Raw genomic sequence first — 20,550 nt, forward strand, 5'->3', positions numbered from 1 at the left:
AAATCTAGCTGGGTTGCTTGTTAAACATAGCTCGAGCTATTGACGAATGCTCGATCTCCATTTGTATATACGATTTTTTAGCGTCCCTACCCAAAGTTAAATTTGTTATTTTGTTAATGGACTCCATCATCCATGACGATGTCTGGTAATGAGCGACAACGTCAGTGATCATCAGGTGAAGGTTTAGTTTTACTTTTGTTCCGCGGGCTTCTCTAGGGGAGTTGATTGGAGAGTTTTTATCATAAAGTAAAAATCTTAATTCTTGCTCAGACTTATAAACATGAGATTTTTTTGAGAGCGGAGAGAAAATTCTATTTATATTTTTACTGCCCTTAATTTCTTCTACGTACTCGACCTCGGTAATTGCCAATGCTAGTTCCCGAGGGGTGGAAAGCGCATTTTTTACTTTTCCAACAGTGGACGTGATCATAACGGAGCCTGGCCCACCACCATACGCTCTCCACATATCAACTCTTTCATGGTCATACTTGTTCCAGCACCAAACGTCTACCCACGTACTCATGTGGTCCAATACGTCTATATAGTCTGTACGCTTTTTTAGGCCAAACGGCGTTTCAAATGTCTCGTTCTCTATCTCTCGCATGCGCTCGAGGCGGCCTTCAATTTTCTCTTTCCTGCCCCCAGGCCAGGCGGCCATGGCAATGTCGAAATAGGCAGCAAAACCATTATTACTCAAGAGGTCAGAAAAAGATCCGCTTCCTTCCAGGGGGTCACCCTGATTGCCAGAGGCATCACGCAACTTATGCAGGCTTGGCCAAAAAGCCTCTTGGAAGGCCATCATATGGAAAAATTTTTCAAATGATATGTATCTAGCGATCGGCGTTTCATCATCGACAATTTGATGGGCTATTTCCATATTCACCTCTCTTCTTTTCTAATTTTTCGGACAAAAGTCCGTGCTCACAAGTAGACCATGAACGGCATTATCCCCCCAGATTGTGCCTGCCATGACAGTTTCCTCAGAACAGTCCCGTGTTCAGTACGCCACCGATGGTGTGGCAACTTCTTTCCCTGTGCCGTTCAGGTTTCTACAGAACCAGGACCTGCGGGTCACTCTTGTGCAGGGCGACGGCAGCGAGCGGCCTCTTTCCCTTGATGTTGATTACAGCGTTACCGGCGCTGGTCAGCAGGCTGGCGGGACGCTCACCATCACTGACACACCCCCCCCCGGCCAAACACTGCTGATTGATCGCATCGTCTCGATCACCCAGGAAACGGCTTACCAGCGCAATGACCAGTTCCCGGAACGAGCGCACGAACGCGCCCTGGATAAGCTGACGATGATCTGTCAGCAACTGGCCAGCATATTTGGCATGACGTCTCTGGGCGGTCGCCGCGTATTGATGGTCCGGGACTCAGATGGCGGCATTGGCTATTTGCCATTGCGCCGTCATCGCGTAAATCATGCGCTGGGGTTTGATGAGAATGGCGATCCAGTGGCTATCCCATCGGACTTGCCCCAGCTTATCGGCGCTGTTGAACGCGCCGAAGCTGCAGCTGACTCCGCAGAAGAAGATGCAGCGTCTACTTCTGTTAATGCTGCCTCAGCCAAGGTAGATGCAGCAAAAGCCGAAGCCGCCGCAGATGCCGCCACGGTCAATTCAAAAGTCTACCCAACTCCACTCGACGGCCTACACGCTGTCGGGGACGGCGAATACTTCCTCGTTATTGGCGCTAACGAGAATCAGGCGGCTCGGCTGTATCTGAGAATCAACTCTGGCGACGGCCGTCTACAAAAAATATATCCGACTCTTGCTGCCGTCGAGTCAGTTTCAGCTGATGTTGCCAGTTTGCGTACAAGCGTATCTGGAATCAGCTCTTCTATTTCCCGTGAGGGCGATCTCGTGTTTGGACGAGACTCAAACCCGATTACCGGAAGCAATATTCCAGGGGGCACTTATATTTATGCCAACCCGGTACCTGCATCTGGCTCTGTCACATCGATTCGTGCATTCTGTAAAACACCAGGTGATTTACGCATCAACATCTATCAGCGCACAGGCAACCGCGTGGATCGAAAGCTCACCACGACGCGCCCACTAATAGCTGGTTTGAATGAGATTCTGTTTGGGGAAAACGATATCCCCGTTAGCAACGGTGAATACCTGTCGTTCTCATGTGCTGCTGGGGTCCTTTCGTTTACAGGCGCGCCAGGCGATGAAGGGGGCCATTACATTTTTACAAACCAAGATATAGAAACAGGGAATCTTGGTGGGATCACAAAATCAGCCCGGCTGCAGTTCTCCGCGACCATAACAGGTCAAGTTCAGATCCAAGTAGGGGAGGAGCTGGATAGCTTGCAAGAGCAGATTAATCAGCTTGGACCGTCTACCGGTGCAGTGGCTACGGATAGCCGAACATTATTCAGATACCGCGCACGGATCGGGACACTCGATGCCACTGGCGCAGGGCAACTGAATGTATTAATGCTCGGTGACAGCTGGTCAGAACACGCACGTATACCGCAACAGTTGCGTAATGTTCTCGAAAACCGATGCGGTGGCGTTGCCGCCTATGGCTGGATTGATGCAATTGGCGGCAGCCCCATGCAAGGCTTGTCATACGGAAGAACCGGCGCCTGGACTACGTACAGCACAGCAACGGGCGGTGCGGTCCCGGCTGTTGGCACTGGCCCGGATGGGCGAGTTGTCTATACAGACACGAATGATGCAACTGCGCAGATCACGACGACCTGCGAGTCTTTCAAAATCTACTACAGAGACACGACAGGATCATTCCGATGGCGTGTAGACGGGGGCGCGTGGACAACGGTTTCCGGGGCCGGGTCTGGCGACATTGCTGTTGTCAAGATTGACGGTCTGCTACATGCGTCACACACGTTCAGATTAGAAACTGTAGGCAACACCGGAACTGTAGCGATTCTGGGTTATCTGGCGTCGTCGTCAGAGCCGGGGGTGATCGTGCACAAATGCGGGTCAGGCGGGTCAACAGGCGTTTCGATGCAAAAGCATCTGAACAATCTAACCCCATTTGTTGATGACCTTTCTCCAGACGTTGCGGTGCTGATTCTTGGGACAAACGATTACAGAACTGCTGGTGCGACCGTAGATCAATTCAGAACGGCAGTGAACGGAGTCATTGATCGGCTTCGCTCCGTCATCCCTGATGTCGGGATTATTTTGTGGGCCCCGGCAAAAAGCAACGGCTCTGAGGTTACGCCGCTGTCGAGTTATGTCTCTGCAATGTCAGACATCGCGCTCAACAAGAATGTCGAGTTTTTTAGCAATTACGCGTCGTTCGGTGATTTCTCATATGCAAATGCGCTCGGCATGTGGCTTGATGCACTGCATCAATCACCGTCCGGTGCTAGATCGTCCGTGAACTTTCTTTCCAAGACACTTTTGTATTGAGCGACGGAGGCCGCTATGCCCCAAAGGACTTCACGAATGTTTGATAACGATGCTGCCCACTTGCCTATAAGCACGGGATCGGCGCTGGTCATCTACGGATGGACAGCTCAAGAAATCATTCTTTTTATGTGGGGAGCTTACGTGTTCATGCTGATTGTCGCAAAGCTTCCCGAATTTACACGGTCATCAATTCAGATCTTCACGTTCTTGAGCAAGCGCTGGGAGCGATTAAAGGAGTGGAAGCGTGGATCTAAAAACTAAGCTGGGTTCTGGGGTGGTCGCAGCAGCGATTGCGCTGGTGGCTGCATGGGAAGGGCGCTCTTTGGTGGCTTACGTGGACCCGGTGGGGATTCCGACGATCTGTGAGGGCTATACGCAAGGGGTCAAGTTGGGTGATGTGGCGACCCCGGAACGGTGCGACGCACTGACTGAGCAGGAAGTACGTAAGGCCCTGGCGGTGGTGGACCGCTCTGTGCCACAAGTTCTGCCTGATGGTGTGCGCGTTGCACTAGCCAGCTTCGTCTACAACGTGGGGCCTGGCGCTTATGGCAGATCAACACTGCTTCGCAAGCTGAGGGCGGGTGATCTTGTTGGTGCCTGCAACCAGTTGCCGCTGTGGGTGTATGCCGGGGTCAAGAAACTACGCGGCCTGGAGTTACGCCGAGAGGCAGAGAGGAAGATATGTCTATCCGGTCTGCAGTAACGGGGGCTGCTGTGCTGGCAACCCTTTTCATTGGGCTGCAGATCTATGGCTCAGTCCGGGATAGGAACGGCTACGACCGGGCCCAGGCTGAATACATGATCGCTGTCGCGCATGCAGAGGGCAGGGCGCGGCAGATCGAGCAACAGAAACAAAAGGAGGTTGAGGATGTTCGTGCCGAATATCAAAAGCAGCTTGATGCGGCGGCTGGTGCTGCTGTTTCTGCCCGTGCTGATCTTGACGGGCTGCGCGGCAAGCTCACAGCCGCCAATGATCGTGCAGCCACCCAAGCTGCCCGAGCCGGACGTGCGCTGGATGAAAACGCCAGAATTGCCGCCGAACTGCGTAACGTGGTCGGAATGTGCGCAGCACGATATACAGAGCTGGCAGGAGTCGCTGACCGCTACCGGGGCGATCTGATCGCGCTGCAGGGGTATGCCCGGTCAGTTGTCGGCAGCCCGTAGCTGCTCAACTGTACGTTGCTGCTTGCGCCATTCCTTCACCGCCTTGTGCTGACGCACGGCAATTGCAAGGTTTTCGTACTTCCTTTCCTTGCGCTCGTTGTGCCAGGACGTGCCCTCAATCAGCACAAGGAACTCGTCAGTCTCGCGTAGAATGCAGCGCATGTACGAGATCTCACGTAGCAGCAGGTTGATCTCTGGATCTTTGCCGCGCCGGGCAAGTATGTCTTTGAGCTGTTCGGCGCTCATACCCGGTTTCTTTTGCCTGAACATGGTTTTACTGTATGAAAAAACAGTAATTTAGCACCAGTAACGTCGGAATGTGTTTCAGGCTGTGGGCGCAAAAAAGCCCGCTCTATGGCGGGCCTCTTTATCTGTGCTGTGACCAGAACGTGTCGTGAGTAGCCAAAAAATGCCATAAAAAGGCCAAAGTCGGGCTGTTCAGTAGTGTATGATTATCGCTGCAGTTGATTGATTTTAAAGGTCTTTCTTATTTGTTTTGCTTGCGGATGTTGGGAATCATAATCCGCAGGTCCCCTGTTCGAATCAGGGATGCGCCACCAAGATAAAGAAAACGGCCCACAGCAATGTGGGCCGTTTTTTATTGCTCGTCGGGATGATGGAAAGCCGTCGGAGTTTACTTATACTGGGCTCATGACAAAACTCATCATCCGCCCCGAGACTTTGGCTGATTTTGCTGCCATCGAGACCGTTACAGAGGCTGCGTTTCGTGACGCGCCTCATACAAGCCACAACGAACAATTTATTCTTGCTGCCTTGCGCGATGCGGGAGCATTAAGCGTTTCCCTGGTTGCGGAGCAGGGTGGCTCCCTTCTTGGGCATGTCGCCGTGTCACCCGTTTCCATCTCCGATGGCACCTCAGGGTGGTTTGGGATTGGTCCTGTCTCTGTGATTCCAAGGCTTCAGGGCCGTGGTATCGGGTCGCAGTTGATGCGTGAGGCCTTGGGGAGGCTTGCCGAGCAGGGTGCAGCGGGCTGCGTTGTTCTTGGAGACCCATCCTACTATCAACGATTCGGATTCAAACCTGAAGCCAGGCTTGTGTTGCCGGGCGTCCCTCCTGAGTACTTCATGGCCCTGTCCTTCGGGCAAGTTGTGCCAGCCGGTACGGTTACTTACCACCCGGCATTTAGCACGCCGGTTTGATGTTGGCGATTAGGCCGAGCAAGGCGTTCAGGATGGTTTAGTTTTATTAAAGACGGTAGCCTTGCCATAGTTTGCTGTGTTTCTTGTCCAACTCAAGGTTAGGCTCATGAACTTATTCAAACGTGCTGGAGCCCTTGCGCTGTTCGTACCCGTCCCGGCTTTGGCGTCCGATGGTTTGCTGACCCTGGTTGCTGGAATTCCTGTTCTGCTTGTGGCGACCATTGTTTTTGCCGTGCTGCTGGCAATACGGTCTCGCAACCTCATCAAGACGCTGGCGACGATCCTGTTTGTCCCAACCTTGCTATTCGGCCTTTACAGCGCCTTGGATGCGGTCACCCTGTTGCGCGATTTTGGGACGGAGAACTTCAGCATTGGCCTTGCTTTCTTTGCGCTATTGGTGCTGGTTTGCGTGTTGTTCTTCCTGATCGTTCGTGGGCACTCAAAGACACGCTAGCGGCTAGATGATGGGCTTTGTTTTGACCTTGTCCTTGCATATAAGGGGGGCAATTCTGTTGAGGCAGAGTTAGACGCTTTTGAGCCGGTTTATCGCCCGTTCATCTTTACACCTCATAAATTCGCGCACTAACAATAAGCGAAATCGGTCTTTTGACCCTCAAGTTCTTTTGTCTATTCTGATTCCTTGACCTAAGGGCTTATCAAGCCGCCACCATCATCGAGGAATGCTCCATGTCGTTGACGAGAACTCTGCAGCATCTGGGCCTGGCCTTGGCGGCCAGCGTCGTATCTCTAAGCGCGCAGGCCACCAGCCTGACCGTTGCTTATCAGACCATTCCCACTCCATCCAATGTGCCTCAGGCCGATGGCGTTTATGAAAAAGAAACGGGCGCGAAAATCGATTGGCGTAAGTTTGATGGTGGTGCGGAGGTGATCAACGCGGTGGCTTCCGGTGATGTGCAGATTGCCTATCTGGGCTCCAGCCCCCTGGCTGCGGCTGCCAGTCGTAAATTACCTATTGAGACCTTTCTGATTGCGGCCGAGCTGGGTACCAGCGAAGAGCTGGTGGTGCGTAACGGTTCGGGTATTCAGGCTCCGCAAGATCTTGTTGGCAAGACGATTGCCACGCCTTTTGTATCGACCAGTCATTACAGTCTGCTGGCTGCGCTCAAGCATTGGAAAATTGATCCCAAGCAGGTCAATATCATCAATCTGACGCCGGCCAATATCGTAGCAGCCTGGGCTCGTGGTGATATTGATGGTGCTTATACGTGGGACCCGGCCTTGAGCAAGGCCAAGGAAAGCGGCAAGGTGCTGATCAGTTCCGGGGAACTGGCCAAGCTGGGTGCTCCGACTTTTGATGTGTGGTTGGTGCGCAAGGATTTTGCGGAAAAATATCCGGATATTGTGTCGGCTTTTGCGCGTGTCACCTTGGCTGCGTACGAGGGCTATACGCATGATCCTGCTGCCTGGGTAGCCAATGCCGACAACATCAGCAAGCTGTCCCGCTTGACTGGTGCGACGCCTCAAGAAATTCCCAATGTTCTGGCTGGCAGCGGCTTTTTATCTGCGGCTGATCAAATCAAAACTTTAGGTCAGCCCACTGCCAAGGCCTTGGCCGATACCTCTGCCTTCCTGAAAGAGCAGGGCCGTATCGACGAGGTTTTGCCTGATTACGCCGCTTACACCACCAGCAAATATGTCGAGGCGGCTGCCTCGCTGGCCAGGTAATTCTGATGGCGCAGTTAACACTGAATCACGTCAGCGCACGCTATCCCGGTGCCGATCATTTGGCGCTGCGAGATGTGTCGCTGCAATTGGGGCCGGGGCAGTTGGTGGTGGTGCTGGGGCCTTCGGGAAGTGGCAAGACTACCTTGTTGAATCTGATTGCGGGCTTCACCCTACCCAGCGTTGGAACGATTATCTTGGATGGCGAACCTGTGCGCGGCCCTGGGGCTGATCGCGGTGTGGTGTTCCAGGACGACGCCTTGCTGCCTTGGCAGACGGTTCTGGAGAACGTGGCTTTTGGTTTGACGCTGCGGGGGGAGTCCAAGGAGCAGCGGCAGGCTGTGGCCCGTCATCAATTGGCTTTGGTGGGGCTGGAGGGCTTGGAGCAGCGCCGTATCTGGCAATTGTCTGGTGGTCAGAAGCAGCGGGTGGGTATTGCTCGTGCTTTGGCGGCGGACCCGCGTGTGCTCTTGCTGGACGAGCCTTTTGGGGCGCTGGATGCCTTTACCCGAGAGCAGGCGCAGACGCTTTTGTTGAATGTCTGGCAGCGTAGCGCCAAGCCTGTTTTTCTGATTACTCACGATATTGAGGAAGCTGTGTTTCTGGCTACCGATCTGATTATTTTGGGCGGTACGCCTGGGCATGTGGTGGAACGTCTGACGCTGGACTTTGGGCGACGTTACACCGATGGGCAGCCGGTGCGTCAGGTGAAATCTTCACCGGAATTCATCGCGGCGCGAGAGCGTGTACTGGGGCATGTGTTCTCGGCGCATCCCGTTACCGCTTCATCCTGAGTTTAGGAGACTGTTCATGAAATCCTCTGTCGCTGGCGAGGTTCTGCAACCGCGCGATATCGCTGGTTTGTCGGGCGCTTCGTCTTTAAGCGCAGGTAGCGACTCCAAGCCTCATCAATCAACGTCCACTAAGCCTCGGCAAACGTCTATTGCCGTGATCAGTTTGCTTACCCTAAGTGGAGTGCTGTTCTTGTGGTGGGCCGTTACTGAGTGGGGCTATGTGGACCCGCTGTTTCTACCATCACCCCAGGCTGTGCTGAGCCGTGTTTTTCGTCTGTTCACTGTGGGTTATATGGATGCCACGGTGCAGCAGCATCTGGCGGCCAGTTTGTGGCGGATTAGCTTGGCATTGTTTGCCGCTGTCTTGTTGGCGATTCCTACGGGTATCGCGATTGGCCGTAATCGTATTGCTCAAGGCATTCTGGACCCTTTGATTGAATTCTATCGCCCGATTCCTCCGCTGGCGTATTTGCCTTTGATCGTAATCTGGTTTGGGATTGGTGAGCTATCAAAAGTACTGCTGATTTATCTGGCAATTTTTGCGCCGATCACGATTGCGACGGCAGGTGGTGTGCGTAATGTGGATCCGGTGAAACTGCGTGCGGCTCAATCTTTGGGGGCGACGCGTGCTCAGTTGCTGCGTTACATCATTATCCCCAGTGCCTTGCCTGATATTTTGACGGGCTTGCACATCGGTTTGGGAGTGGGGTGGTCAACCCTTGTGGCTTCGGAGCTGGTTGCTGCCACGCGTGGTTTGGGATTCATGGTTCAATCAGCAGGGCAGTTTCTGGCAACTGACGTGGTGATGGCGGGGATTCTGCTTATCGCCTTGGTGGCGTTTGCGCTTGAAATCGGTTTGCGTCGATTGCAGGCCAAGCTTGTTCCGTGGCACGGACAAGCGCGTTAGCAGCTGGGATGTGATTGTTCGCCTGGAGTTTTTGGTGCAGAGGTTCAGAGTTGAGTTGTGCGGTGTGAGTAGGTCGGCTCTCGTTCGAGCCGACCTGGACGTCCAGGCACCGTAGCATTGCGTCAAGACATGATTACTGCTTTGCTGGTTTATGCCTCAGCTGCTGGATTGAACTCATGGATCCCATAAGGCCCTTGGTTAGTGTGCGCACAGCGGCCTTAGTGTGAATACAGCCAGTCTGCTCAGCTCTTGGCAGTTCACACTGACCGAGTCAGCCCACCATCCACCTTGATGTTCTGTCCCGTAATGTAGCCAGCCCCATCCGACAACAAAAACGCAATTGTCGCGGCAATTTCCTCGGCTTTTCCATAACGTCCCATAGGCACGCTTTCTCGCCGTTCTTCGGTCGCCGGCAGGCTATCAATCCAGCCAGGCAGCACGTTGTTCATGCGTACATTCTTGGCTGCATAGCTGTCCGCAAAAATCTTGGTGAAGCTGGCCAGCCCGGCGCGGAATACCGCCGAAGTGGGGAACATCTCCGCAGGCTCAAACGCCCAGGCTGTAGAAATATTCACAATAGCCCCACCACCTTGCGCGGCCATGATGGGCGCTACCAGTCGTGCTGGACGCACGGCATTCAGAAAGTAGACATCCATGCCCTTATGCCAGTCTTCGTCGCTGATCTCCAGAACCGGGCCGCGTGGACCGTGTCCGGCGGAGCTGACCAGGGCGTCGATACGCCCCCAGCGCTGCATGGCCAGGTCAACCAGGCGCTGTAGATCTTCGTTAGATTGATTCGAGCCAGTCAGGCCCACCCCACCCAGTTCTTTAGCCAGTGCCTCGCCCTTGCCGGACGAGGACAGGATGGCGACGCGATAACCATCTTGAGCCAGCCTGCGGGCCGCAGCGGCGCCCATGCCCGAGCCGCCTGCGCTAATAAGTGCTACTTTTTCTACAGTCATGAGAGCCTCCATATTTTGAGATTGATATTATTATTTCAGCTGGAAATGGAAAAATCATGCGATAAATAAACCCTCCAGGATGTAGAAAAACTACTGTCAAAAAAATGATGAAATCTCGCCGTTCATTGCCTCCGCTCAATGCCTTGCGTGCTTTTGAAGTGTCTGGCCGTCGTTTGAGTTTCCGTGCCGCTGCTGATGAGCTGGGCGTGACTCAAGGCGCGGTCGCCCAGCAAGTCCGGGCTTTGGAAGAGCATCTGGGGCTGGCGCTGTTTCAGCGTCATCCACGTGGTTTGCAGCTGACTTTAGCGGGCGCGGCCTATTTGGCCGAGGTGACTCGTGCTTTTGACACTTTGGCTGATGCAACAGGGCGCTTGTTGGTGCGCCCCGATACAGTCACGATCAGCGTCACGCCCACGGTGGCGGCCAAATTGCTGATTCCCCGCCTGGGGGATTTGCAGGCGGTCTTGCCCGATGTGGAGCTGCGTACCGTGGCAACCGAGGCCTTGTCGGATTTTGAGCGCGATCAGGTTGATATTGCCGTGCGCCTGACTCGTCCACCGTTTGCTCCGGATCTGGAGGCCCAACTGCTGTTTCGTCAGGATCTGGTGGCCGTGGCCAGTCCTCGTTTGATAGGGAACATGACGCTTCCATTGTCGATTGAGCAACTGCGTGCTTTGCCTTTATTGCATGATGCTCACGATCATTGGGCTACGTTTTTGAAAGGCAGTGGCAGATTGCCGGGCCCGGTGTTCAACCAGACAACGCTGGCATTGGATGCAGCCATGGCGGGTCAAGGTGTGGCTTTGGCGTGCAGGGCTTTTGTGGCAACAGATCTGGCCGCTGGGCGTCTGGTGCAGGTGGCGGAAGCAGGGACTTTAGGGCCGGATTTCTATCTGGTACGCAAGCGATCAGCGCCGGTCAGACAGTCGGTGGAGGCAGTATGGGATTGGTGCTTGAAGAGATTGTTAATTCTGTAGCCTGATGCGCAGTTTGTTTGCCCTTTTTAAGGGGCTGACGTTGCTATGAATGAGGTACGGCTTGGCCGCAAGCCCATTGCCATGGTTGATGTGAATCTTGCGTTTTTGGTCTTCCTGATGCAAAGGGCTAAACTGGCCGCACTTCTGGTGCAGCAGCACCCAGCTTTTTACAGGAAAAAAATATGAGCACACCGCTTCCCTGTCCTCAGTGCACCTTGGAAAATACCTACCATGACACGGAGCAATGGGTATGTGCCGATTGCGGCTATGAATGGCAAGACGCGGACCCGGCTGCCGAATCAGATACCGATGACGATGAGATGATCGTTAAAGACAGCAACGGTAACTTGCTGGCCGCGGGTGACGATGTGATTCTGATCCGCGACTTGAAGGTCAAAGGCTCCAGCAACTTGAAGAAAGGTGCCAAGGCCAAAGGCATACGTCTGGTTCGTGGTGACCACGAAGTCGATTGCAAAATTGATGGCATCAGCTACTTGTTGAAGGCCATGTATTTGAAGAAAGCCTAAGTACCCAAACTTGGGTTTTTTGCAGGCGCAGCGTATAGACACGCTGCGCTTTTTTTATGCGTACAGACAGGGGAATGCATCCAGGCGACAGCAACTATCAGCTAGCGTATTGGTGGCAGGTAGTAGCAAACAAGGCGCTGGACGTGTATATAATAATGAGAATGATTATTAATTAGATATTAACCTGATTGTCTCTATGTCCAAGCTGACGGCGGCGTTCCTGACCCATTACCCGGATTTGATCCGCTATCTGCGCAGGCGTACTCACTGCTCTGAACTGGCGCAAGATTGCGCGCATGACACCTGGCTGCGTTTGCTGGAGAAGGGCAAGCAGGTCACGGCAGACAACCACCGGGCTTATGTGTTCAGAGTGGCTGCCAATATTGTGGCGGACTGGTATCGGCGTCAAACACGTGAGCAGGCTGCTTTCGATGGCTACGCCTTGAGTGTTGCCCATCACCATGCCCCGGATACGTATGAGGAAGTGCTGGCCAAGGAAACCTTGCAGCGTCTGGAGCAAGCCTTGATGGCCCAGTCCCAGCGCAGTGTGCGGATTTTCATGATGCATCGCTGTGAAGAGATGAGCTACGCGCAGATCGCCCAGAAGTTGTCAGTGTCCGAGAGCACGATTGAGAAACACATGATGCGCATTTTGCTGGTGGCGCACCAAGTCTTTAATTCCGCAGTATGAACGCGCAGCCAGATTCGGCCTGGAGCCGAGTAGATGAAGACGCCGCCCGCTGGGTGGTGCGCAAAGAAGGCACCAAGCTGGAGCCGGACGCCCTGGCCCAGTTCGACGCCTGGTATGAAGCCGATCCGTTGCATGCTCAAACCTACGATGCCTTGGCAGCCAGTTGGCGGAGACTGGATCAGGTTTCGGTGTTGCCTATCGCCCGTAAAAAGAGAAAGTCACGCGTCAAAACCCTGGCCAGTGCCTGTGTCTTGATGGGAGCGTCTTTTTACGCCTGGCAGATGTTTGAGCTGCAAGGCTCGATCCGCAGCGGGGTGGAGATCACTCAGTTGAGTTTGCCTGATGGCTCGGTGGCGATTCTGGATGCACAGACTCGTGTGCGTCTGAATTTTGAAAATGGCCAACGACAAGTCAGCGTGGAGTCGGGGCGTGCCTTCTTCCAGGTGGTGCCCGCTTCGCTCCAGACAGGTCCGTTCACCGTGCAGGCCGGTCCGGCACAAGCGACGGCTTTGGGAACGCGCTACGAGGTCAGCCTTAAAGATCAGATCAGCGCCGTGGCGGTATACGAACATACCGTGCAGGTGCAGTGCCAGTCTTGCGAGAGCTCGCAGCCAGTAATCTTGCAGCCGGGAGACAGTGCCACGGTAGCGGGCGGGCAACTGCGGGCGCAGTTGGCTCAGCCTGCAACGTCCACGTATGCGGAAACGGCGCCTGCCTGGGTGAACGGCTTGCTGAGCTTTGATGATGTCAGCTTGAAAGAAGTTGCCCGTCAGTTGGGGGAATACACCCATCGAGTGATCTGGATTGGCAGCGAGCAGGCGGGCTCAATGCGAGTGTCCGGTGTGGTGCAAGCGGCTCGCCCAGCCGCTGCCCTGAACTTGCTGACCCTGGGCCAAGGCTTGCAAATCAAGGAGTTACCAGGGCTTATAGTTATTTACTAATGATAACTATTATCAATTAAAAAATACGATGGCAATCAGGGGTGAGGGGAGAGGGGTAGCACAGCGTCCTGAGGGTAGTTGTTTACATAGGATGCTCAATCATGAAGTGCGCTTTGCAGGACACGCCGTCTCTTTTTGCCTTGCGCAGGCAAGCTCGCCCCGGCGTGACAACCAAGTCTCTTTCTTCTTCCCAAGGCTCGCGCTTCAAGCAGGGGCAACTGGCTTTCTTGATGGCCAGTGTTTTGTTCGTGATGCAGCCCATGCCGGCACACGCTGCCGGGCCTATTGTGCTGGATATGGCCTCTCAGCCTTTGGCTGATGCACTTTTGCAAATTGGCCGTCTGGCCCAGGTGGAGATCGCGTTTTCACCGGGGCAGGTTCGGGAAAAGCGAGCCGTGGCCTTGCAGGGCGAACTGACGGTTGAGCAGGCCTTGGATACCTTACTGGCCCCTTGGGGACTGGCGGCCAGAGCCCAAGGCGATCAGCGCTATACGATCGTGACGGCTACTGTTGCCAAAGGTTTGTCCGTGCTGGAGCCCGTCCGTGTACAAGGCCAGCGTGTTGGTGAACGCAACTATTCCCGCGAGGAACTGGATCAACGTGCTGCAGGTAACCGTGATCTGTCCAGCCTTCTGGCCGATAACCCGGCCGTGCGTCAGAACGAGGCCGCGAAAACCAGTGCCAACCGTGGCTCTCTGGCGCTGGAGGATATCAGCTTCTACGGGGCCAGTCCGTTCCAGAATCAGTTCCAGATTGATGGCATCAGCTCCACCAATCAGATTGATCCTGCCAGCCGCAATTTGAATTTGCAGGTGGGCAATGTGCCTGCCTACCCCCAGGCCTACAACCTGGACACGAATATGCTGGAAAGCGTGACGGTGCTCGATAGCAGCATTCCCGTGGAATACGGCCGCTTCACTGGGGGCGTGGTCGATGCCAAGGTGCGTGATCCCAAGGGCAATAACAGCTTCCGTGCGGACTTCAGCTACAACTCCTCCGGGCTGACCTCGCAGACCGTGCCAGAAGAGCAGAAGAAAAAGTTCGGGGCAGGTGAACCCGGTTTCACCCCTGCCTGGACCAAGCGTTTTTCATCCGCCATGCTGGATGTGGGCATTACGGACAATACTGCGGCCTTGATCAATGTGTCCCGTCGTGAGTCCAGCATTGATCGCACCATGCGCGTCTTGCACGAGAAGGAATTCACCGATGTGAATACGAACTCCAAAGACCGTGTCGATAATGTGTTCGCCAAAATCCATACCCGTTGGAGTGCCAGCACGGATTCCGCCTGGACCTTCAAGTACGCGGATCGACGCGAGGATCTGGTCGATTCCGGCATGATGGCCAATCGTGTTCAGTGGCAGCATCAACAAAAAGCCTATGGTCTGGGCTTTGACCTGAACCATGATTTTGGCTGGGGGCAGGGGCGCTTGCAGCTGGGTTACGACCAGATGAACAGCTACCGTAATTCCGACGGCACGGAATATATGGTCAATATGGTGTTTCTGCCCAATGGCCGCCCCGACTACACCTATATCAGCGGTGGTTTCGGGCAGGAGTCCACCGAGCAACGCAATCTGACCATGAAGACCCGACTGGAGTTCAAGCCGTTTCAGACCGGGGCAATCGAACATACGCCCTACGTAGGTTTTGAGCTGGCCCATACCAAGGGAGAATTTGTCCGAGATCGGGATGCCTATGGGGGGCAGAAACGCCATTACAGCGATGGGCAGCCCAGCAAGGTTCAGGTCTTGAATTATTACCGCGCTGGAGAGGTGGGCGTCAGCTATACCAATGCGTCCGTTTATGTATCGGATCGCATGTCCTGGCAGCGTCTGGCCCTGACAACGGGCTTGCGCATGGATAAGGACAACTACTTTAGCAACACCAATCTGGCCCCCCGTACCTTGCTGGAATGGGATGTGCTGGGAACGGGTGAAACCCGTCTGTCGGGTGGCTGGTCGCGCTATTACGGCATGGATATTCTTGGAATTGCCATGCGCGAGCGCAAGAGCCAACTGCACACCTTGCTGGTGACGGGCGGCAATCCGGTAGACCGTCCTTCGCATACGGCCTACACGCTGGATGGCCTGAAAACCCCGTATGACGACGAGTGGGCCTTGCGTTTGCAGCAACAGCTGACGAACAAAGTGGCCGCCGAACTGGCCTATGTGCGCCGCTATGGCCGTCAACAAGTCTCTATCGAAGGGCTGGCGAAGACAGGCTACACCTACACCAATAATGGCAAGTCCAAAACCGATGCCGTTACCTTGAGTTTGATGAACACGGCCCCTTGGACCTTGGGCGAGAGCTTGTGGACGGGACGTGTGGATGTGACCTATCAGCACAGCAAGCGTAATAACAAGTTGGCCGACGGTTATGACGGTGAAGCCGAGGCACAGGAGGAAAACATCTATTACAACGGCGACCTGATACGCCGTGGTGATCGTCCAGTGGGGGACTACAACCTGCCTTGGCGAGTCAGCGCTGGCGTAACCGGCATGTGGGCGCGTTATGGTTTGCAGATGAACAACCGGATCAATTGGAACAGCGCCCGCATGGATGTGCACTATGTGGGTCTGAATCGGGGCGATGGCTTGGAGAAGTACGAGTCCGGTCGGGTCGGTTCTTATTGGACCTGGGATATGCGTCTGGATTGGGAACCGGCCATGCTTAAAGGTCTGGGCCTGGGGCTGGATGTGCTGAACGTGCTGGATAAGCAAGCGCCAGTGGTGGTCTCGACACCGACCTCCGTGCTGAACCCTAACCTTTATCGCACAGGACGAGAGCTGTGGCTGCGCGCTTCCTATCGGTATTAAAAGGGGGACAAGCGGGCGCAAGTTTGCTGATGGCGGCACTGGCAACAGTGCTGTCAGGGGCAGCCTGCGCGGCGGGGGGAGTGGAGACAGGAGCGGACCAGAAGCTTGGCTCAGGTTTAGCTTCTGCTCCTGTGGCCACTACGGGGCTTTCCGCGTCGGAGACAACAGAGCAATCCTGTGGAGCTAAGGACATGCTTGAGGCCAGGTGTCTACGCGCCCTCTATAAAAATGTCCCCGCTCAATGGCCTGCGCCCACTATTGATCCGGGGCAGCCCTGGCAAGAGTGGGGGCCCGTGCCTGGGCCGGGCTCCAGCGCCCAGCCCGAGGCGGCAGAGGATGCCAGGAACACGCAGATCGTCTCCTTGGGCGCCCGATTGTTTTTTGACACGCAGCTGTCGCGTAAAAAACAGATCTCCTGTGCGTCCTGTCATCAGCCCGACAAGTCCTTTACCGATGGCAAGGCATCAGCGGTAGGGGAGGACGGCTTGATGGGCAAGCGCCGTACTCCACCCTTGTTTGCTGCGCCTTTTGCTAAAGATCTGTTCTGGGATGGCCGTGCTCGAACCTTGCAGGAGCAAGTTGTCGGCCCCATAGAAAACCCGGTAGAAATGAACCATGCCTTGAGTGACTTGATCCCACGTTTGCAGGACTCGGAAGACTATCGTCAGGCATTTCAACAAGCCTATGGCGCATCCTCATCTAATCCCATCGACGCCGAGCGATTGGCCCGTGCCTTGGCCGCCTATGTCGTTACCATTCGCCCGGCAGCAACGCGCTTTGATGAATTTATCGCCGGGGATACGGCTGCCTTGAATGATCAGGAACTGATCGGCCTGCACTTGTTTCGTACCAAGGCACGCTGCATGAATTGCCATAACGGCCCCATGCTGACAGACAACGGTTTTCACAATATCGGTCTGTCTTTTTATGGGCGTCGCTTGCAGGATCTGGGACGATTTGAATGGACCCGAGACCCTGCGGATCTGGGGCTGTTCCGAACACCCAGCCTGCGCAATGTTGCCAAGGCAGGTCCCTGGATGCATAACGGTTTGTTCCCCAGCCTGGATGGCTTGTTGCGTATGTATGACGTGGCAATGGGGCCGGACCCTAAAGAAACCGGCCTTTTGGTGCCGCGTAAATCGGAACGGATACAGGTCTTGAACTTGAGCGATGAGGAACTTCAGGCTTTGCTGGCCTTTCTGCAGGTCCTGTAGCGATCAAAGTGATTCAGACTTGATTGCGGGGCGCATAAAAAAGCGATAGTGGCGGACCACTATCGCTTTTAAGCTCACTGGAGGAGGGCGTTTTATTTCAGGCAGGCTTTGATTTTCTCCAGATCCGGGCCATCAATCGGACGTCCCAGATTGAAGGGCATGGAGGTTTCGCGCCAGTCCTTGTAGTCATGCAGGTATTCCATCTGGCTGGCATATACCTTGGCCGCATCAGGATTGCTGCAAGCCATGGAAATCATCACCTCGTTGGTGACTTGCTGAATAGTCTTCAGGCTTTCATCGTCCATGCGGTGGATTTCCACGCCAGCTTTCTGGAAGGTGCGCAGACCTTCCGTCGCTTTTTTCTCTGTAAAAGCAATGGACCACATCATGGTGGCGTCGGCGGCAATTTGCAGTTTCTCCTTGGCCGAATCACTGAGTGCATCCCAGGCGGTTTTATTGATCATGACGCCAAACACGGAAGCGGACTGGTGCCAACCCGGCGTGGTCCAGTGCTTGGTGACCTGATGCAGCCCGGCAGAAACGTCCACGTTCGGAGTGGAGAACTCGGCTCCCTCGATCACGCCACGCTCAAGCGATTGATACAGTTCCTGGCCAGCCATGGACACCTGCGTACCACCAATTTTTTCCAGCACCTTGCCTTGTTCGAGGCCAGAGAGGCGCAGACGCTTGCCCTTGATTTCTTCCAGATTGCGAATCGGCACATTGGTATGGAAGCCGGATTCGTTATTGGTGATGGCGTAGGGGAGGTACACCATGCCGTACTTGCCGTAGATCTCGTTATAAAGCTCGGCGCCACCCCATTCCTTGATCCAGTTTGCGTAGTCAACCGCGTTGAACAGGCTGGAGTGTGTTCCTAAAGGGGAGAAAGCGGGGTTGCGGCCTGCCCAATAGCCTGGCCAGTCGGCTCCGGCTTGTATGGTGCCGGACTCCACCGCGCTGAAGACCTCGCCGGTTGGAACCAGTGCGCCGCCTTCAAAGAACTCGATTTTCAGTTCATCACCGACCAGCTTGTTAGCCAGCTCTACCCATTTCTTGTCCAGCTCCACCAGCTCGATCGAAGCGGGCCAGGTACTGGTCATGGTCCACTTTTGTGCCGCCTGGCTCAGGCTGGTCATGCCCAGCAGGGCAAAACCCGTCAAGGCGAAGAGTGCCTTCTTTCTTAGCTTCATGGTGTCTCCTTGTTTTATTTAAGTTCCGTACAGGACGGTGGGTAGCCAAGTGGCCAGGCCAGGGAAAATGGCCAGCAAGATGCACATCAAAATAATCAGGCCAATGAATGGAATGACCCCGGTAATGATCTCCATGGTTTTGACGGATTTGGGCGTAATGGCTCGCAAATAAAACAGCGCATAACCAAAGGGAGGGGTCAGGAAAGAGGTCTGCAAAACAACGGCGACCAGAATTACAAACCACAGCAGGCTGATGCCCATTTCTTGCACAATGGGCAATAGAATCGGGAAGGACAGCAGGACAATGCCGGTCCAGTCCAGAAAGCAGCCCAGCACAAAAATAATCAGCAGCATCACCACGATAAGCAGCCAGGGCTCCATATCCAGGCCACGCATCAAGTCTTGTGCGGCACCTAAACCGCCGGTGATATTAAAGACACCGGTAAAGGCGGTTGCACCCACCACGATAAATAAAATCATGGAGGAAGTACGGCCCGTTTCGTAAAGAGCATTCAGGAAAATGGACCATTTGAATTTGCCCCGGAAAATAACGATCATCAGGGACAGCAGTACGCCAATAGCCGAGGCTTCCGTGGCCGTGGCAATGCCCGCCAGCATGGAGCCCAGAATGCCCAGAATCAGGAAAATAGGAGGCACCGCTTCCACCAGCAGCATGCGGATCAGGGCGGGCTTGGAGATCTTTTCATCAGGCTCCACCGAGGGGGCACGTTCCGGGTGACGCCAGGCCACAAAGACCACCCAGACGGCATACAGAAGGCCCAGCAGGACACCCGGTATCAAGGCGCCGGCGAACAACTCACCGATGGACAAGGGGGAGTAGCTGGCCATCAGGATCAACATGATGGACGGTGGAATCAGAATGCCCAGACAGCCGGAGGCCGCAATAACACCGGTGGTCAGCTTGGGGCAGTAGCCGTAGCGCAGCATGGGGCGCAAGGCCATCATGCCGGTGACGGTAATGGAGGCGCCAATAATGCCGGTGGTGGCCGCCAGAAGGATGGAGATGAACACCACGGCCAGTGCCAGCCCGCCACGAACGCGGGACATGAGCAGGCGCAAGGCTTCGAACATCTTGTCAGTCACTTCCGAGTCGGACAGGAAGCGCGCCATCAGGATGAATAAAGGAATGGCGATCAGGGTGTAGTTGTCCAGAACATCGCCGTAAATGCGGTTGACGACAATGCCCAGAACCATGGGTTTTCCCGCGACCAGCGCACCGATAACGGCTGTGCTGCCCAGAACAAAGGCCAAGGGATGGCCCATGAATAGCCCAAGCAGGAGCAGGCCACCCATGACAAGTGCAATCAGTTCAGGCGTCATGGTGAGCGGCTTCCTTCTGGGTCAACAAACGAATAACTTCAGCAATGCCCTGGAGAAGCAAAAGCGCGGCGGCCAGGACCATGGACATCTTCAAGGGATAGACGGGCAACTGTACTGCGCCGTACGTGGTTTCGCCTTGCGCCAACGAGCGCATGGCGAAGTCGTAGCTGCGTGTCAGAAATACCCAGGCAAAAGGGAAGAAGAAAATCAGATAACCCGCAATCTCGGTCCATTTGCGAACGGTGGGGGAAAAGCGGTTGATCAGCAAATCCACCCGGACATGGGCCTGATGTTTAAGTGCGTAGGCGCCCAGCATCAGAAAGTAGAACCCATATAGCTGCTTGGTGACGTCAAAAGTCCAGCGAGTGGGCTGATTCATCACATAGCGCATGAACACTTCGTAAATAATAATGGCGGAGAAAATGATGGCAATAAAGGAAATGAGCTTTCCTATCCATTCATTGATTGAGTCGATTAGACGCAAAACCATGCTTGTCCCTTTTGTACGTTTTTATTGGCCACACACCGGGTTTAGTCTATGAGTAAGCTCTAAAGCGCCACAACTTGGGTTTACCCTTACGTAAACTTGAGTTTAATAATTAAGGGTAATAAGGCGTAAATAAGGGTGATTTTCTTGGGAAATCGTGCTGGGCCTGAAGGTGAAAGCCAGACTTTCGGGGCGACAATGAGCATGAAAAAAGCCACCCGTTTGGGTGGCTTTTTGCTGCCGGGCTCCAGCCTCGTTCCAGATCTGCTGTCCAGGGACAGCAAGGTGGAGTGTTGCCAG

General features: G+C 54.6%; 22 protein-coding genes. 16 read left to right on the top strand and 6 right to left on the bottom strand.

Features of this window, described 5'->3' with window-relative positions; translation table 11 throughout:
• Positions 1–4: 4 nt before the first annotated feature.
• Positions 5–877, bottom strand: a complete 873-nt coding sequence (locus tag NIZ92_RS06660) for a DUF2971 domain-containing protein (RefSeq protein WP_254002920.1) — start codon at positions 875–877, stop codon at positions 5–7.
• 91 nt (positions 878–968) lie between these two features.
• On the opposite strand from NIZ92_RS06660, the gene NIZ92_RS06665 reads away from it, so the two are divergent.
• The 4 genes from NIZ92_RS06665 to NIZ92_RS06680 are packed head-to-tail and all read left to right on the top strand — an operon-like array spanning position 969 to position 4,556.
• Positions 969–3,392, top strand: a complete 2,424-nt coding sequence (locus tag NIZ92_RS06665; RefSeq protein WP_254002921.1) for a GDSL-type esterase/lipase family protein — start codon at positions 969–971, stop codon at positions 3,390–3,392.
• Positions 3,393–3,428: 36 nt separating this feature from the next.
• The gene (locus NIZ92_RS06670; RefSeq protein WP_254002922.1) at positions 3,429–3,653 is read left to right on the top strand and encodes a hypothetical protein; all 225 of its coding nucleotides are present in this window, start codon (positions 3,429–3,431) and stop codon (positions 3,651–3,653) included.
• Positions 3,637–4,095 (top strand): lysozyme, encoded by a 459-nt coding sequence (locus NIZ92_RS06675; protein ID WP_254002923.1) that lies wholly within the window; start codon positions 3,637–3,639, stop codon positions 4,093–4,095. Before NIZ92_RS06670 ends, NIZ92_RS06675 begins: the two co-directional genes overlap by 17 nt.
• A complete protein-coding gene (locus NIZ92_RS06680) occupies positions 4,074–4,556 on the top strand; it encodes a DUF2514 family protein (RefSeq protein ID WP_254002924.1) in 483 nt (160 codons plus the stop codon). The genes NIZ92_RS06675 and NIZ92_RS06680 overlap by 22 nt, the downstream gene beginning before the upstream one ends.
• Here the strand turns inward: NIZ92_RS06680 and NIZ92_RS06685 are convergent.
• Complete coding sequence (locus NIZ92_RS06685) at positions 4,536–4,802, bottom strand: hypothetical protein (RefSeq protein ID WP_254002925.1); 267 nt, start codon at positions 4,800–4,802, stop codon at positions 4,536–4,538. The two genes, NIZ92_RS06680 and NIZ92_RS06685, sit on opposite strands and share 21 nt — an antisense overlap.
• A 405-nt stretch (positions 4,803–5,207) precedes the next feature.
• On the opposite strand from NIZ92_RS06685, the gene NIZ92_RS06690 reads away from it, so the two are divergent.
• The 5 genes from NIZ92_RS06690 (at position 5,208) to tauC (ending at position 9,101) form a co-directional block, all read left to right on the top strand.
• Positions 5,208–5,717, top strand: a complete 510-nt coding sequence (locus NIZ92_RS06690) for a GNAT family N-acetyltransferase (protein WP_035269912.1) — start codon at positions 5,208–5,210, stop codon at positions 5,715–5,717.
• A gap of 106 nt (positions 5,718–5,823) precedes the next feature.
• Positions 5,824–6,171, top strand: coding sequence for a hypothetical protein (locus tag NIZ92_RS06695; RefSeq protein WP_035269148.1), 348 nt, complete (start codon positions 5,824–5,826; stop codon positions 6,169–6,171).
• Between the two features lie 233 nt (positions 6,172–6,404).
• Positions 6,405–7,403, top strand: coding sequence for a taurine ABC transporter substrate-binding protein (tauA, locus tag NIZ92_RS06700; protein WP_254002926.1), 999 nt, complete (start codon positions 6,405–6,407; stop codon positions 7,401–7,403).
• A 5-nt stretch (positions 7,404–7,408) separates the two neighbouring features.
• Entirely contained in the window at positions 7,409–8,194 is a 786-nt protein-coding gene (gene tauB, locus NIZ92_RS06705) for a taurine ABC transporter ATP-binding subunit (RefSeq protein ID WP_254002927.1), read from the top strand.
• A 16-nt stretch (positions 8,195–8,210) separates the two neighbouring features.
• A complete protein-coding gene (gene tauC / locus NIZ92_RS06710) occupies positions 8,211–9,101 on the top strand; it encodes a taurine ABC transporter permease TauC (protein ID WP_254002928.1) in 891 nt (296 codons plus the stop codon).
• 257 nt (positions 9,102–9,358) lie between these two features.
• On the opposite strand, the gene NIZ92_RS06715 is transcribed toward tauC, so the two are convergent.
• On the bottom strand, positions 9,359–10,063 hold the full coding sequence (locus NIZ92_RS06715; protein ID WP_060186934.1) for an SDR family oxidoreductase: 705 nt from the start codon (positions 10,061–10,063) through the stop codon (positions 9,359–9,361).
• 104 nt (positions 10,064–10,167) lie between these two features.
• Here NIZ92_RS06715 and NIZ92_RS06720 point away from each other — a divergent pair, with 104 nt between their 5' ends.
• From NIZ92_RS06720 to NIZ92_RS06750, 7 genes are all read left to right on the top strand, one after another.
• Entirely contained in the window at positions 10,168–11,040 is an 873-nt protein-coding gene (locus NIZ92_RS06720) for a LysR substrate-binding domain-containing protein (protein ID WP_254002929.1), read from the top strand.
• 45 nt (positions 11,041–11,085) lie between these two features.
• Positions 11,086–11,226, top strand: a complete 141-nt coding sequence (locus tag NIZ92_RS06725) for a hypothetical protein (RefSeq protein WP_239055334.1) — start codon at positions 11,086–11,088, stop codon at positions 11,224–11,226.
• Positions 11,223–11,567, top strand: a complete 345-nt coding sequence (locus NIZ92_RS06730) for a zinc ribbon domain-containing protein YjdM (protein ID WP_254002930.1) — start codon at positions 11,223–11,225, stop codon at positions 11,565–11,567. The genes NIZ92_RS06725 and NIZ92_RS06730 overlap by 4 nt, the downstream gene beginning before the upstream one ends.
• Positions 11,568–11,763: 196 nt before the next feature.
• A complete protein-coding gene (locus tag NIZ92_RS06735; protein ID WP_009458412.1) occupies positions 11,764–12,258 on the top strand; it encodes an RNA polymerase sigma factor in 495 nt (164 codons plus the stop codon).
• Positions 12,255–13,199, top strand: coding sequence for a FecR domain-containing protein (locus NIZ92_RS06740; RefSeq protein WP_254002931.1), 945 nt, complete (start codon positions 12,255–12,257; stop codon positions 13,197–13,199). The genes NIZ92_RS06735 and NIZ92_RS06740 overlap by 4 nt, the downstream gene beginning before the upstream one ends.
• Positions 13,200–13,300: 101 nt before the next feature.
• Positions 13,301–16,018: a TonB-dependent receptor gene (locus tag NIZ92_RS06745; protein ID WP_254002932.1), complete on the top strand. Its 2,718-nt coding sequence runs from the start codon at positions 13,301–13,303 to the stop codon at positions 16,016–16,018.
• Between the two features lie 191 nt (positions 16,019–16,209).
• On the top strand, positions 16,210–17,232 hold the full coding sequence (locus NIZ92_RS06750) for a cytochrome-c peroxidase (protein ID WP_254002933.1): 1,023 nt from the start codon (positions 16,210–16,212) through the stop codon (positions 17,230–17,232).
• 92 nt (positions 17,233–17,324) lie between these two features.
• On the opposite strand, the gene dctP is transcribed toward NIZ92_RS06750, so the two are convergent.
• Genes dctP through NIZ92_RS06765 form a run of 3 tightly spaced genes read right to left on the bottom strand, consistent with a single transcriptional unit; the run spans position 17,325 to position 20,253 of the window.
• Positions 17,325–18,422, bottom strand: a complete 1,098-nt coding sequence (dctP, locus tag NIZ92_RS06755; RefSeq protein WP_254002934.1) for a TRAP transporter substrate-binding protein DctP — start codon at positions 18,420–18,422, stop codon at positions 17,325–17,327.
• A gap of 18 nt (positions 18,423–18,440) precedes the next feature.
• Entirely contained in the window at positions 18,441–19,763 is a 1,323-nt protein-coding gene (locus tag NIZ92_RS06760) for a TRAP transporter large permease subunit (RefSeq protein ID WP_254002935.1), read from the bottom strand.
• Positions 19,753–20,253 carry a TRAP transporter small permease subunit gene (locus tag NIZ92_RS06765; RefSeq protein ID WP_009458438.1) on the bottom strand — a complete coding sequence of 167 codons (501 nt, stop codon included), beginning with the start codon at positions 20,251–20,253 and terminating at the stop codon, positions 19,753–19,755. Before NIZ92_RS06765 ends, NIZ92_RS06760 begins: the two co-directional genes overlap by 11 nt.
• Positions 20,254–20,550 lie beyond the last annotated feature (297 nt).

It is taken from the genome of Alcaligenes sp. 1735tsa3 (assembly GCF_024134565.1).
Lineage (GTDB): Bacteria > Pseudomonadota > Gammaproteobacteria > Burkholderiales > Burkholderiaceae_B > Alcaligenes > Alcaligenes phenolicus.

What these genes read in the sequence shown, in the direction of transcription:
- NIZ92_RS06695 (WP_035269148.1), top strand. Translation starts at nt 5,824, where the DNA reads ATGAACTTATTCAAACGTGCTGGAGCCCTTGCGCTGTTCGTACCCGTC.
- NIZ92_RS06680 (WP_254002924.1), top strand. Translation starts at nt 4,074, where the DNA reads ATGTCTATCCGGTCTGCAGTAACGGGGGCTGCTGTGCTGGCAACCCTT.
- NIZ92_RS06670 (WP_254002922.1), top strand. Translation starts at nt 3,429, where the DNA reads ATGTTTGATAACGATGCTGCCCACTTGCCTATAAGCACGGGATCGGCG.
- NIZ92_RS06685 (WP_254002925.1), bottom strand. Translation starts at nt 4,802, where the DNA reads ATGAGCGCCGAACAGCTCAAAGACATACTTGCCCGGCGCGGCAAAGAT.
- NIZ92_RS06740 (WP_254002931.1), top strand. Translation starts at nt 12,255, where the DNA reads ATGAACGCGCAGCCAGATTCGGCCTGGAGCCGAGTAGATGAAGACGCC.
- NIZ92_RS06765 (WP_009458438.1), bottom strand. Translation starts at nt 20,253, where the DNA reads ATGGTTTTGCGTCTAATCGACTCAATCAATGAATGGATAGGAAAGCTC.
- tauC (WP_254002928.1), top strand. Translation starts at nt 8,211, where the DNA reads ATGAAATCCTCTGTCGCTGGCGAGGTTCTGCAACCGCGCGATATCGCT.
- NIZ92_RS06730 (WP_254002930.1), top strand. Translation starts at nt 11,223, where the DNA reads ATGAGCACACCGCTTCCCTGTCCTCAGTGCACCTTGGAAAATACCTAC.
- tauB (WP_254002927.1), top strand. Translation starts at nt 7,409, where the DNA reads ATGGCGCAGTTAACACTGAATCACGTCAGCGCACGCTATCCCGGTGCC.
- NIZ92_RS06760 (WP_254002935.1), bottom strand. Translation starts at nt 19,763, where the DNA reads ATGACGCCTGAACTGATTGCACTTGTCATGGGTGGCCTGCTCCTGCTT.
- tauA (WP_254002926.1), top strand. Translation starts at nt 6,405, where the DNA reads ATGTCGTTGACGAGAACTCTGCAGCATCTGGGCCTGGCCTTGGCGGCC.
- NIZ92_RS06745 (WP_254002932.1), top strand. Translation starts at nt 13,301, where the DNA reads ATGAAGTGCGCTTTGCAGGACACGCCGTCTCTTTTTGCCTTGCGCAGG.
- NIZ92_RS06725 (WP_239055334.1), top strand. Translation starts at nt 11,086, where the DNA reads ATGAATGAGGTACGGCTTGGCCGCAAGCCCATTGCCATGGTTGATGTG.
- dctP (WP_254002934.1), bottom strand. Translation starts at nt 18,422, where the DNA reads ATGAAGCTAAGAAAGAAGGCACTCTTCGCCTTGACGGGTTTTGCCCTG.
- NIZ92_RS06715 (WP_060186934.1), bottom strand. Translation starts at nt 10,063, where the DNA reads ATGACTGTAGAAAAAGTAGCACTTATTAGCGCAGGCGGCTCGGGCATG.
- NIZ92_RS06720 (WP_254002929.1), top strand. Translation starts at nt 10,168, where the DNA reads ATGATGAAATCTCGCCGTTCATTGCCTCCGCTCAATGCCTTGCGTGCT.
- NIZ92_RS06750 (WP_254002933.1), top strand. Translation starts at nt 16,210, where the DNA reads ATGCTTGAGGCCAGGTGTCTACGCGCCCTCTATAAAAATGTCCCCGCT.
- NIZ92_RS06665 (WP_254002921.1), top strand. Translation starts at nt 969, where the DNA reads ATGACAGTTTCCTCAGAACAGTCCCGTGTTCAGTACGCCACCGATGGT.
- NIZ92_RS06660 (WP_254002920.1), bottom strand. Translation starts at nt 877, where the DNA reads ATGGAAATAGCCCATCAAATTGTCGATGATGAAACGCCGATCGCTAGA.
- NIZ92_RS06735 (WP_009458412.1), top strand. Translation starts at nt 11,764, where the DNA reads ATGTCCAAGCTGACGGCGGCGTTCCTGACCCATTACCCGGATTTGATC.
- NIZ92_RS06690 (WP_035269912.1), top strand. Translation starts at nt 5,208, where the DNA reads ATGACAAAACTCATCATCCGCCCCGAGACTTTGGCTGATTTTGCTGCC.